Below are 12,771 nucleotides of genomic sequence, written 5' to 3' on the forward strand. Positions count from 1 at the left end.
TTGCAATAATATTATAATAAAGTATACAGTTACCGTATAGTCAAGAGGAGTAATTACTATGAATGAAAAATTTAATAAATATTTTAATACTGGAGATTTTGCGAAGTTATGCAATGTAAAGAAACAAACTCTTTTCCATTACGATGACATTGGCATTTTTTCCCCTGAAATAAGAGATGATAACGGATATAGATATTATTCCTATCAACAATTTGATGTTTTTAATGTCATTACTATTTTAAAAGAAACACATATGTCTTTGAAGGAGATTAAAGCTTATCTTGATAATAGGAGCCCCAACACATTAGTTGAGTTATTTAAAAATAAAGTATTGGATATAGATATTGAAATAGAAAATCTAAAAAGAATACGTAAACTTATGGAAACAAAAATTTTTATAACAGAAAATGCGTGTATAATAGATTATTCTAAGATTAGTTTAGAATTTTTTGATGAGGAGTATCTACTTCTTAGTAATTCGATTGAAAATGTAAGCCATAAGGATTATTTTAAAATTGTGTCAGATCATATGAATTATTGCACTTTAAATAATCTTAACTCTGGGCATTCTATTGGAGCGATGATTAGTAAGGATAATATATTAAAAGGAGTAGCTGAAAATTATTCCTTTTTATATACAAAGCTAGATTCTAATAATGATCTTGTTTTTACTTTTACTAAACCAAAAGGACTCTATTGCGTTGCGTATCATGAGGGCGACTATAATGCTATCGACAAAACCTATAATAAAATACTACAATTTTTAAAAAACTCTAATATAGCTATAGGAAAATATTCTTATGAAGAATTTCTTTTAGATGAAGTAACAGGAAAAGGCTACGACAATTATTTAACTAAAATTTCAGTTGAAGTTGAAATCCCTATTTAAGTGAAGAACTTAAAAAAATCTACGTCATTTATGGCGCGGACCACCTTTGATAATCTTATCTTTTATTTAAACAAAAAGTAAAAACCACGCTCCTTATCGTATAACTTATCTTACTAATCCTAAATTTACTAAAAAAATGTTATAATTACAGAAACAAAGATTACGAATATTCCACTTAGAATTAACAAAATTGATTCTCCTTTTTTGTTATTAATATATGAGTCATACCCATTTGATATGCTCAAGATACCTAATAATAGTAATGCAATTGGCATTATAATTTTTATATTAATGATATTAAATAAACCTAAAAGCGATAATGTAATAACTATTGCTGAGATTAATATTTTTATAACTCTAGCTTTTTTCAAGTTATTACCTCCCAATAAAAATAATCTTCTCAATTTTCTACAAATGTTTAGGTATCATGGATTTATGATTGACGACGAACAATATTTTACAAGTTTGACATATTACCGTTATTTTTTTAACGAAGACCTTACTTTTTAAAACATAAATTTTCCGCTAACTACGATATTCCCTACACTAATCAATTAAGTATTCATTTTTCCATCTTCCTATTATAGCCACACTCAGTATAGACATACCCTGTCCTGTTCATCTAATTTCTTTAAAATTCTTGCAGTTGTTTATGCTGAACTTTATAAAAATCGGACTTAACACAACCACACATTGTGCTCATGCTCTTACCATATTAAATACTTTAAAATCACAAAACATATCCCTGAAATAACAATCGACCCAATTACTGATATTACACTTCCCTTTAAGAACCCGATAAAATGGAATTTATAATCTTTGTACGCTTTATTTCCCTCACTCCCAGGAAGTACAATAAACTTCGGCTGCCAAGTGCAAAAAATAAGCCAGTCCATCACGATTAAATCAAATATATTCCAACACAGGCAGACTATAAGTATATGGCAAAAGATTATCCAATAACTTACTTGATTTTTATGATATGTATATATCCCACTCCAAAATATAAAAGCTACGATTAAAAGCATCGTTATTGTTTCAAACATATATGCAGCTTTTTTATTTGTAAATGGAGGAAGATTAATAACCTCCTGTAGTACTTTTGGATAATCTTGTAGAAATAAATGAGGCCACTTTATTTCAATAAATGTAACCGTACTGCTCCACATAAGTGCCCAAATTAATCCATGTATCAATGCTGTTCCCAAATTCACTAACATACACATCCTTTCATCTTCACATTATAGGCATATCCTGTCCAATTCATCTAATTTCTTTAGTAATTCTTACAATTGTTTATGAAAAACTTTATGGAAATTGTGTACTAATTAAAACTAAATATTACGCTCATTTGTTAAAATTGTTGACACAGTTTTTTATCATCAATCATAGATTTATGATTGATTCGCTTATTCTTACATATAATAATCAAATCTGCTACAAATGTTCCTAATAAAGAAATGAAAGTATATATAAAACAATAAATTAGAAAAATTGAACCCATTACAGTAAATGTTTCAATCAAACAACATATAAAGCTAATCAATAAAATAATCACCCTTTTTTTTACTATAAGTTCTAATCCTAAAGATAATACAAAAACTAATAATGGATATGTGAATAAGAGCATTCCCATTGGGTCATTTTTAGTTTTTTTATATTCTATATAGAATTAAGAAACTTTACTGCTTCATCCATTGCTACTCTGGAACATTTTCTTTTATAAAAATTCAAAAATGCATGTTTTGCTTCAGGATACTCCTGTTTACTTAGCATTAATAACTTATAATTCACCTTATATTTACTTAATTCTTTAGCAAGTTCAACCGATTGAGGATGTATAATATCTACTTCACCTGTACATATAAAAGCTGGAGGGAATTTTTTGTTTATGTAAAATATTGGCGAAGTCAACTTGACTCTTTTTTTATATAAATCTAAATCCTTACCTAAAAAACTTTCATTTTGTATTTTTATAATCGGGGAGTTAAGCTTATCTAAATTGCTTTTATATAAATATTAGGCTATGTTTAATCATAGTGTTGATAATATGCCAATTTTAAAGGAATCCATTTTAGGATTCCTTTAATCAATATTTTACAAATTCACGAATTGTTGTTTTTCAAGTTTATCAATTAAATACCCTAATAAACCACCGAAAATCAATGTCATTACCATAGTCCAAATTGCTCCTGTTAAATTAGATTCTATTACAAAAATAGTTGAGGGGATAAATATAAGTATAGAAATAATAATTCCTTTTATAACTCCATGGAATCCCAACTTTGTTGTTGAAATAAAGAAGCCCACTATAACCCAAGTCAAGAAAGTTGATATATTAGCATCCCAAGCTACCTTTTGCAATATCATCGGTAAAACATTTATAATTCCTACAATAGTGCCTAAAATAATACCCAAATATGTTTTATTAAAAATTTTCATAAACAACTACTCCTTTCAATTTATTAAATCATTATGTCTTTATTATATTATACAATAATTAAGTATATATTTCAAATATTTAACATTATTGCATATAAATCGCTTCCCTAATTTTAAAATCCTTTAACTTTGTATCAGAATGAGATGTATGTGATTGAACTAATAAATGTTTGCTTTTTTCAGTATCCTTCTCTGTTTTAAAGAACTCTAACCACTTAAACCAGTACATGTAATTAGCAAGATATTTTGTTGCAACACTATGAAACTGATACATCCACTCTTTTAATTTGCTATGGAACGCATTAATATGCTGTATATGATATATGCCTTCCTTGCGCTTACCACGTTTAATCTGTTGTAGTTCAACATTTTAATTTTGAGCAAATTTAATATGCCTCTTATGTGAATCAGTACACAGAATAGATTCATCCTCAATTCTGTCTTTAAAAAGCCTTTCTAAGTCTGTGTGCTTTATTCTAGCCTTACAAATTAGTTCTGTTATAATATTTCCAGTTCTATCAATAGCACAAATTACTACCTCTATTACCCTCAACCCCTCGCATATGAGCTTTTCGGGGCATGATAAAAGTCTTGCTTTTCTTGTGGTTACCTTTAAACGATTCTCTAAAAAAAGTTTGTCCACTTCAATTACACCACCGACATTACCCACACCCATGTAGACTCTGATAGCATCTAAAAATTATATCTCCAAAAGAATGATGTAGGTATGCTTATTCCAACTAGCTCTGCACATTTTCTTATAGAATAACCATTTGCCATACATTTTGAATATAGTATCCACTTCTTAATATCTTTTTTACTGTTATAACGTGGTGAGAGTGTAAAGTCGGTAAAGGTCTTTCGGCAGGACTTTTTTAAAGCATTTTTGTTTTTTACAGACACTTGAAGCATAATATTCTTTGAGTTTTTCTCTTTCAATTTTTCTATTGATGAGAGTAAAATGTCTCTCCCATAACCATTCCCACGGTGTTCTGGGAGCACACCAAATCCATAAATACCTCCTACACCATCACATATTTCTAAACGAACTTTTCCTATGTTTTATTATTAATTTCTGCTATATAAGTAATTGCGCCACATTTTTCTTCTTCCTCAAACATACAAATATCCTCTTCTTTGAATTCCACATTTGAATATATATAATCCTGCACTGCAATTTCTTTTGCATCTTTATTTGTAGTTTTTCTTAAAACTACATCACGCGCTATTGTATTTTGTTTTAATTTATTTCTTAAAAACATCTCATATTCAGAGTTATCAAAGCTGGCACCTGTGGATTTAATAAATTCCTGTCCAGAACTAGAATTATTATCACTTAAAGAATATACTTTTCTTATTTGCTTGCAATTCATTTGATAATAGATGAATGAATAATTCTTCAAAAGCAGCGGCACTTGCAACCATACAAATTATATACATCAGAACATCTGATTGGGAAAAAGCAAGTGATAGTGGGAATGTAAATAGCACAAGCCCTGTAATTTTATTCCCATAAGTATGAAGTATCCCAAATGTTTTATACTTTACAAACACCACTATCATTGACACTACCCTAAATATTCCGATGATAACTACCCAGCCCTCTGGTGCTCCTGCACGAATTAGTGTATTACCTGTTGCATTACATGTCATCCAATCAATAAGAATTTTTTTCTTATCGTCTGTTAATATATCTCCAGTTGTGTATGCTTGTAAATCAGTTGCCAATTGTCTTGGTGTGCTAGTGTCCCTAATATCTTCAGGTATGGCTTCGTTTAGATCTGGTTCTATACGTGTAGGTTGCGTAACGTTATCCCCTAATTGATTAAGTGCTGATTTAAAACCATTAGGTCCACCTATATGATCAAATAAAAGGTTTACAGCTGTATTATCACTAAACCGTAATGCTGCATTGCAAATTTCTTCAATGGTCATGCCTTTATCAATGTTATCTTTTGTAATTGGAGCATAAGAAAGAACATCTTCTTTGTTATATTTAACTACTTGTTTAAGCTGCTCTAATGAATCTTGTTTTAAAACAGCACCAGCGGCTAAAGCTTTGAATGTAGAACAGTAAGCAAACCTATCATCATGGGCAAAAATACCCAACTTACAGGTGCAGTGCAAAGTGAAAATCAAAACTCAGAGCTTAAATTAAATGCACCCGAGCTTCTTCTATAAATTCCTACTTATATTTTTCTATCATACAAACACATTTTGACTTCATTTGAATATATATAATAGGGTAACATAATAATTTTTGGAGGAACAATATGAATCAAATGTACAATATGGAAGAACCCATGATGCCGTGGAGGATGGCACCTGCACCTATGCCTAATATGCCAAACATGCCCAATATGCCCAATATTCCTATGCCCATTATGCCTATATCTAACAGTACTATGCCTATGACTATGCCTGAGCATATGCAAATGATGCACATGCATATCATGATGCAAATGTATATAACTATACAAATGAATACTATGAAAATGATGGATAAAATGAATAAGATTGAGAATATGGATAAGAAATAAATGCAGGAAAAATTAATAAGTATGTAGTAGTTAAAATTAGAAAAGCATGAGTCTTAAACTATACTTATGCTTTTCTAATTTTTGTTAACAGCCTAAACCCAATTAATTACAATAAATTAAACTACTATATTACGTAATAAAAAAGAAGCCAATTTTTAAGCTTCTTATTATTCCATATTTATTTTATTATTTTTCTTAATAATTCTTTTTCCTTAATAAAAAATTCTTCTTCTGTTATAATTCGTTCATCTAATAATTCTTTATATTTCATAATTTCATCTGTTACACTTTGTTGTTCCATTAAACTTTCCATAGGTTGTTTAATAAGCATCTTGCACCTCATAACCCTTTCTTTTCCCTTTAAAGTATAATCTTAATAATTTATTTTGCTATCGATTTAAATAATACTGTCTGTTCTTTAATACCTTTCTCAGCTGCAAATCTTTCAATACTTGATGCACCAAAGAAACCATCTATCCCTTCTGTTCTTTCAATTACGTATGTAGCATCTTCTGGTTCTGCAATCGGTCCACCGTGACAAATTACCATAATATCTGGATTAACTTCTCTACCCGCTTTAATAATAGCTTCAATCTTCTTAACACAATCATCTAATGTAAGAGCTGTTTTTGCTCCAATTGTACCTTTGGTAGTCAAACCCATATGTGCGACTAAGATATCTGCTCCTGCTGCTGCCATAGCTTTTGCTTGATCTGGATTAAATACATAAGGAGTCGTAAGCATGTCTAATTCATGTGCTGTTCTAATCATTTCTACTTCTAATCCATATCCCATACCTGTTTCCTCTAAATTTTGTCTGAATACGCCATCAATTAAACCTACTGTTGGGAAATTTTGAACTCCATTAAACCCTTGATCCTTTAGTTGTTTTAAATATATTTCCATAACTCTAAAAGGATCAGTACCACATACCCCCGCTAAAACGGGTGTATGTTTTACAACAGGTAATACTTCTGAACCCATCTCAACCACAATTTGATTTGCATCACCATAAGATAATAATCCTGCAAGTGATCCGCGGCCTGCCATTCTATATCTTCCAGAATTATATATAATTAGCATATCAGCTCCGCCAGCTTCGCTGCTTTTAGCAGTAATACCTGTACCCGCTCCTACTCCTAATAGTATCTTTCCATTTTTAACTTCATCCTTAAACTTTATAATAATTTCTTTTCTCGTCATTTTATTCATTTCCAAATCCTCCTTAAATAGTTTGAATTTTGGTCACTAGTTTTTCAATTTTGGGATTATTACCTAAAATCCTATTACTACACTAATATATCCGAACATTATATCCTACTTACTCATTAAATCTATTAATTTTTGTGCTGCTACTTCTGCAAATACTGCATTGTTAATCTCACAATCCATTTCAATTACTTCTACAATGTTTTTGTTCACACCATTTCTTAAGGTGTCAAATAGCATCTTATCTTCTTCTACACCATAGAACTCTTGACCTTCTACATCAATGCCCGATATGCCTCTTAGTGGTAAAAATAAAGCAGTTTTCTCTTTTGCCATATTTAATTTCTCAACAAGCTTTTTCCCGATTGCTTCATTTTCTGCTACATTTGTTCTCATAAGTGTCACTGTCGGATTGTGCTTATAAAAATTACGTCCCTCAAACTTTTTTGGTACTGTATCGTATGTCCCAAAGTTGCACATATCAAGTGCACCTACTGATACAACTTGTGGAACATGATTTTTACTTGCGGCTTCTAAACGATGTTCCCCTGCATTCAAAACTCCACCGATAACTTCATCTGCCCACTCTGTTGTTGTAAGATCTAAAACTCCTTCAATAAATCCAGCCTCAATAAGTGCTTCCATCGACTGTCCACCTATACCTGTTGCATGGAACACAAGCACTTCATATCCTCTATCCTCAAGATATTTTCTGGCTGCCGTTACACATGGAGTTGTTACGCCAAACATAGTTGCAGCAATTAATTTTTTTTTCTCTACCACTTTTATGTTTTCAAATTTAACCATACCTGCTATTGCAAATACTGCATTTGCAAAAATCTTAGTTGAAATTGAATTAAGCCCTGAAACATCTACTACAGATGGCATCATAACAATATCACTTGTTCCTACATATGGAGCAGTATTTCCCGATGCTACTGTCGATACCATAACTTTTGGCACCCCAATAGGAAGTGCCCTCATTGCTGGTGTTACTAGTGAAGTTCCTCCACTACCTCCAAGGGATATTATTCCATCAAATTTACCTTCTTTGTATAATTTAGGTGCTAATTTTTCCATACCTTTTGATAATATTTCTGTTGCTAATGCTCTGTCCTTTTTATCAACGAGAGTTTTAATGTCTACGCCTGCTATCTCTGCTACTTCATTGTTTGATACATCAGGTTTAAATGTTGGCTTAAACACTCCTGTGTGAATCGTAAAAGTACTTAACCCCAAACCTTCAATCAATTCTTTTACATATAAATACTCATCACCTTTAGTATCAAATGTTCCTGCAATTGCAATTGTTTTCAATTTTTAACCCCCTATACAACTCTAAATTAATCATACTGCCATAGCTTCTTACCGTAAACGCTTTTATGTCTTATGTTTTTGTGCTTATGTATTATTTTTAGCTTTATATTGTTTGGGAGACAATCCCTTGTACTTTTTAAACATTTTGCTAAATTGTGAATAATCATGATAACCAACTAATGATGCTAACTCTGATAACTGGATATTTTCTCTTTCTAAAATTTCTACTGCTTTATTTATACGGAATTTAACTATATACTGTGGAAAACTGCAACCAATTTTCTTTTTGAATAGACTGCTTAAATAACTCCTAGATACATGCGCTACTGTAGCTAAATCTAAAAACGAAATATCATTCATATAATTTTCAGAAACGTATTCCTGCACAAATCCAACATAATCATAGTGTTTTGAAACTCCATCCAACATCTTAATCATTAAATCTTCTTCATTCAGCTGCCCTGCTATTTTGAAGGCTTTTGTTATATTTGTAATCGCCTTTTCTGATGGAATCCTCTCAAATGCAGACCCACCTATATATCCCATTAAGCTTTTATTACTACTATACATATACTGAATATCAATTGGTGTCTTTACAGGGCCACCATAAACCAACTTAATTACTTCTGGCTTTAATTCATTACATTTATTAAATATCTTGTCCACTTTAACCTTTGCAGCTTCCAGAGAGAATACTTTTTTTGCCCCTAATAACCCGCCTCCCGTTAATCCTAAATGTGCACAAATTATATCAGCTCCAGCATCAATCATCTGAGCTGTTTGTACCTCGTCAAACACAAATGCAACTGTAAACATATCTTTTTCATGGGCTATTCTTATTGCTTGTACTTCAATTAGATAATGCTGTCCATTGTCTTTAAGAGCCTCGCTAAATTGACCGTCAATTAGTCCAACTGTCGGGTAATTATTAATACCAGAAAAACCCATGCCCCTTATTTCATCTATGTAACTATTTATGTTTTTTGTAGGGTCTGTTGCATTAAGGCCAAAAATAATAGGTATGTCAGTTACCAAAGGCATTATTTCTTTAGAAGCAAAGTCCATTACCATATCATTGCTATTACAAAACGGTAAAAAACCTGCTAGTGAGCCCCTCCCCATTTGGCGAAACCTACCTGAATTTAACATCAAAAGAAAATCAGCCCCACCCTGTTTGGCATACGTTGCTGTTATTCCTGCACCTGCAGCTACCCCAATAATATGATTACCCATTTTTATTTGTAATTTTAAATTTTCTAGTATTTTTTCTCTTTTCATGCTTTCTAAGCCCCTTATTTTATTCATAATTCATTTCTTTGCTCATATTTTCTCTTCCAATATAATCCTCGCAGTCCTCAACCTTATTCTATCTTCATTATACTGCAAATTTTATCATTTTATCTTTATTTTACCTAAAATATCTTTTTTTACTTTTATCCATATTTAACGACATTTCAAAAGGTGATGATTTAACTAAAATTCTTCCCTCTAAATCACTTTGCTATCTTTTCTTATTATGGCATATATATTTTTTTTATTAGCATCAAACATCACACCACATTTCAAGTTTCTTACTCATTTGCCTAAATTGAAAATTAAGCCTAGATAAAACACCCTGGTCATAATCCACCATGTTGAAAGAATAATTCCCCTTCATTATTTCATCTACCTCTAAAGAAAAGCTATCTAGTTTTCGAACAAAATATTTTATTATGTACCACAAAAAAGCGATGCCAATCACAGCTATTACTGTAAGCTTCTTATATTTACAGCTATAGTATTTGGGTCTATAAAATCCCCATCAATATTCCACAATTCATTTAAAAGCTGCTCCTTTGCTAGAAATTGCTTAGGATTAATAATTAAATATTTGAATAATTTCAGTTCTGTATTACTTAAAAATATCTCCTCTTGATTTTTTTATATCTTCATGTCCTTAAGAGAAAAAACTATACCTTGAGACATAATCTTTTCTTCTCCTTTTTTCACACAATTCTTTCTAATGAGAGCATTACCTCAAGGTGATAAAAATTGAAAATATTATTAGCATATATTAGCTAATGTAACATCTTTGAGAACAATATTAAAATAACACGAGTATATTTAATATTCCCCTGGATTTATCGTTATTTTAATAATATTTTCTTAACGTGGTAAATTTACGCTTAGCGGTTACTACACCTTTTTCAGTAAGAATGGAAACAGATGATATAGAAAAACTCATAGAATTCATTCAAGAAAAGGGTAAGAGTAGTAAAGAGTTTAATCCTAGCGGTGAAGTAAAGCATTTTGATCAAGAAATGTAACTTTAGATACTAGATTAAGTATAATATATTCACTTGAATTTAGAATCAATTCTATTATATTTGTCATATTATGAACTAAAGATGCAGTTATATATTTGAAATTATATCTTTCAAAGAGCTGGATCTGTATACAAACTACTATATTTCTTTCAATATTGATCAAAAATAAATAAACAGGAGTGATAAGAAAATGAGTGTTAGACATTATGTGCTTGTTGCCACTGATGGGTTTATAGAACTTCCTACTTCTCCAGACCTACCGCCAGTAGGAACTGAGCGTAGAAAAGTGTATGTATTTGGTTTTGTTGGTGGGCTGTTAAGTGTTAATGGTAAAGTAGTAAATGAAGACCTTGATTGGACAAAGCCCTCTAATTGGCCAAAATTTAAAGCCTTGATAGGAACTGCTACCATACCTTCACCAATGATCTGGGGGGAAATGGGCGATAGAGTTTATATAACCTTGATAAATTTAGGCATGCCTACCGCAGGTATTATGGATAATCACACTGTGCATATGCACGGTGCCCATGTAGCGACTCAGCTGGATGGCTTCCCGGAATCATCCTTTGGAGTTCCTATGTGGATGGATTTTGATAAAGCCCCATCCGTGGCAACTTATCTTTTTGATACGGAACATCCCGGAACCTATATGTATCACTGTCATGTTGAGGCATCTGAGCATGTTCAGATGGGTATGTACGGAGCCCTGGTTGTCTATCCGTCCATGAAAAGTCTTAAATTGGTAGGTATAAGTAAATTATGTAATGGCGGCTGGGTATACAAAGGAAAACTACAACACCATATTTCTAAAACTGCTACAAATAGAAATTTTGCATACAATGATATACGTTCTTATTTTGACAAGGAATATATCATGTTACTTTCTGATATAGATACCAGATGGCATGATAGTGTTCAAACCGGTGGTAATTTTAATCCTGTGGATTTTAAACCTGACTTTTGGCTTGTAAATGGTCGTGCCTTCCCGGACACCTTACTTCCACATCCCTTAACTCCTTCTCCAGGCAGTAATAAAGATGTATCTCAGATTAACTACGAATCCTATGTGCATGTGAAAACAGGAGAAATGTTCCTGCTTAGAATGATTAATATGGGCTATCAGGTCGTACCATGGCATATACACGGATGGCATTTTGCAGTAATAGGTAAGGATGCTAATCCAAGCCCATTCTTAAAGATGTCTGAAACACTAGTTTTACAAGGACATGAGGGCCTTGAAAGAGGCTTTACAGCTACAATAGGTTCAGGAGAAACGTTTGACCTATTGATAGAAGCCGAAGATAAACGTCCACAATATAGAAACTATATTGTAAATGGACAAGATTGTATACCCTCTTTGTGTAAGCAAATGCATGAAATAAAGAATATAGACCCAAATGCAATAGCTAATATTCCAACTGAACCAGTCAACATCAATAATATAAATACAGTCAATTATGTAGATATCTGCGATGAACCTTCAGCTGTTAATGACAACTTTTTCCCTCAATTTTATCCTATGCACAATCATGATGATTATAAAGTTACTAACAATGGAGTGTATCCAGGAGGACAATTGACCTACATTCAAACTGATGCTCCTGAGTCAAAGCGTGAAAAAAAGCATAATCACGTTACTTGTCCTGAAGATGGGTGTGATCCTTGGTGTGAAAAAGAAAATTAGTATAAATGTAGTTGAGGTAAGGCCTTTCTGTAAAAGGCAGTGACTTCTTATTTATACTCCTTCATAGCAAAAGCACCATAAAATCCATTCCTGAATAATACGGTGTTTTCATGCTCTGCTGTGTTTTTTAATGTAATACAAAAGTTGAACTGATCCCTATAAAATAGACAGTGGAAATAATAAAAACTAATCAAGCGGCCTGACCCCTAAATTTCAAAGGGCTAAGGCCGTTTAATCTTTTTGTAAACGCTTGGTATTGCAGAATATAATATATTCATCAATTGCATTAGACAGATCTTCATATGTATTATATTTGTGTAAATAGTACTCTTCACACTTGAGATGTAACACCAGTAATTGTAACCTCTCTATTTTTTTCTTATT

At 31.7% G+C, this 12,771-nt stretch carries 19 protein-coding genes and 1 pseudogene; 3 read left to right on the top strand and 17 right to left on the bottom strand.

Annotated features, from left to right (window positions below; translation table 11 throughout):
* The first annotated feature begins 58 nt into the window (after positions 1–58).
* Positions 59–889, top strand: coding sequence for a MerR family transcriptional regulator (locus ACWJKE_RS04090; protein WP_462953871.1), 831 nt, complete (start codon positions 59–61; stop codon positions 887–889).
* A 128-nt stretch (positions 890–1,017) separates the two neighbouring features.
* Here the strand turns inward: ACWJKE_RS04090 and ACWJKE_RS04095 are convergent, their stop codons facing one another.
* The 10 genes and pseudogenes from ACWJKE_RS04095 to bla all read right to left on the bottom strand — a co-directional run.
* Positions 1,018–1,260: a hypothetical protein gene (locus ACWJKE_RS04095; protein WP_462953872.1), complete on the bottom strand. Its 243-nt coding sequence runs from the start codon at positions 1,258–1,260 to the stop codon at positions 1,018–1,020.
* Between the two features lie 336 nt (positions 1,261–1,596).
* Entirely contained in the window at positions 1,597–2,109 is a 513-nt protein-coding gene (locus ACWJKE_RS04100) for a hypothetical protein (RefSeq protein WP_462953873.1), read from the bottom strand.
* 134 nt (positions 2,110–2,243) lie between these two features.
* Entirely contained in the window at positions 2,244–2,525 is a 282-nt protein-coding gene (locus ACWJKE_RS04105) for a DUF2651 family protein (RefSeq protein WP_462953874.1), read from the bottom strand.
* A 26-nt stretch (positions 2,526–2,551) separates the two neighbouring features.
* Positions 2,552–2,869, bottom strand: coding sequence for an alpha/beta hydrolase (locus ACWJKE_RS04110; RefSeq protein ID WP_462954310.1), 318 nt, complete (start codon positions 2,867–2,869; stop codon positions 2,552–2,554).
* A gap of 117 nt (positions 2,870–2,986) precedes the next feature.
* A complete protein-coding gene (locus ACWJKE_RS04115; RefSeq protein ID WP_220287148.1) occupies positions 2,987–3,331 on the bottom strand; it encodes a hypothetical protein in 345 nt (114 codons plus the stop codon).
* Between the two features lie 85 nt (positions 3,332–3,416).
* A complete protein-coding gene (locus tag ACWJKE_RS04120) occupies positions 3,417–3,560 on the bottom strand; it encodes a hypothetical protein (RefSeq protein WP_220287146.1) in 144 nt (47 codons plus the stop codon).
* Between the two features lie 141 nt (positions 3,561–3,701).
* Positions 3,702–3,974, bottom strand: a complete 273-nt coding sequence (locus tag ACWJKE_RS04125) for a hypothetical protein (RefSeq protein WP_220287144.1) — start codon at positions 3,972–3,974, stop codon at positions 3,702–3,704.
* 50 nt (positions 3,975–4,024) lie between these two features.
* Complete coding sequence (locus tag ACWJKE_RS04130) at positions 4,025–4,333, bottom strand: GNAT family N-acetyltransferase (protein ID WP_462952989.1); 309 nt, start codon at positions 4,331–4,333, stop codon at positions 4,025–4,027.
* Between the two features lie 53 nt (positions 4,334–4,386).
* Complete coding sequence (locus tag ACWJKE_RS04135) at positions 4,387–4,704, bottom strand: hypothetical protein (protein ID WP_216304006.1); 318 nt, start codon at positions 4,702–4,704, stop codon at positions 4,387–4,389.
* Between the two features lie 217 nt (positions 4,705–4,921).
* Positions 4,922–5,443, bottom strand: a pseudogene (gene bla, locus ACWJKE_RS04140) (class A beta-lactamase); the annotation flags it as partial.
* Between the two features lie 161 nt (positions 5,444–5,604).
* Here bla and ACWJKE_RS04145 point away from each other — a divergent pair.
* Entirely contained in the window at positions 5,605–5,871 is a 267-nt protein-coding gene (locus tag ACWJKE_RS04145; RefSeq protein ID WP_216304005.1) for a hypothetical protein, read from the top strand.
* Between the two features lie 178 nt (positions 5,872–6,049).
* Here ACWJKE_RS04145 and ACWJKE_RS04150 read toward each other — a convergent pair whose 3' ends face one another.
* The 6 genes from ACWJKE_RS04150 to ACWJKE_RS04175 form a co-directional block, all read right to left on the bottom strand.
* A complete protein-coding gene (locus ACWJKE_RS04150; protein WP_216304030.1) occupies positions 6,050–6,202 on the bottom strand; it encodes a hypothetical protein in 153 nt (50 codons plus the stop codon).
* Between the two features lie 50 nt (positions 6,203–6,252).
* Positions 6,253–7,083 (bottom strand): phosphoenolpyruvate hydrolase family protein, encoded by an 831-nt coding sequence (locus tag ACWJKE_RS04155; RefSeq protein ID WP_216304004.1) that lies wholly within the window; start codon positions 7,081–7,083, stop codon positions 6,253–6,255.
* Positions 7,084–7,188: 105 nt separating this feature from the next.
* Positions 7,189–8,397: a Tm-1-like ATP-binding domain-containing protein gene (locus ACWJKE_RS04160; RefSeq protein ID WP_216304003.1), complete on the bottom strand. Its 1,209-nt coding sequence runs from the start codon at positions 8,395–8,397 to the stop codon at positions 7,189–7,191.
* Between the two features lie 84 nt (positions 8,398–8,481).
* Positions 8,482–9,675 (bottom strand): phosphoenolpyruvate hydrolase family protein, encoded by a 1,194-nt coding sequence (locus ACWJKE_RS04165; protein WP_216304002.1) that lies wholly within the window; start codon positions 9,673–9,675, stop codon positions 8,482–8,484.
* Positions 9,676–9,940: 265 nt separating this feature from the next.
* Entirely contained in the window at positions 9,941–10,120 is a 180-nt protein-coding gene (locus tag ACWJKE_RS04170) for a hypothetical protein (protein WP_258280686.1), read from the bottom strand.
* A gap of 23 nt (positions 10,121–10,143) precedes the next feature.
* Positions 10,144–10,302, bottom strand: a complete 159-nt coding sequence (locus ACWJKE_RS04175; RefSeq protein ID WP_216304028.1) for a winged helix-turn-helix domain-containing protein — start codon at positions 10,300–10,302, stop codon at positions 10,144–10,146.
* Positions 10,303–10,893: 591 nt separating this feature from the next.
* On the opposite strand from ACWJKE_RS04175, the gene ACWJKE_RS04180 reads away from it, so the two are divergent.
* Positions 10,894–12,387: a multicopper oxidase domain-containing protein gene (locus tag ACWJKE_RS04180; RefSeq protein ID WP_220319700.1), complete on the top strand. Its 1,494-nt coding sequence runs from the start codon at positions 10,894–10,896 to the stop codon at positions 12,385–12,387.
* Positions 12,388–12,618: 231 nt separating this feature from the next.
* Here the strand turns inward: ACWJKE_RS04180 and ACWJKE_RS04185 are convergent, their stop codons facing one another.
* Positions 12,619–12,738, bottom strand: coding sequence for an IS3 family transposase (locus tag ACWJKE_RS04185; protein WP_369811884.1), 120 nt, complete (start codon positions 12,736–12,738; stop codon positions 12,619–12,621).
* Positions 12,739–12,771 lie beyond the last annotated feature (33 nt).

The sequence above is a fragment of the Clostridium sp. CM036 genome, from assembly GCF_055081135.1.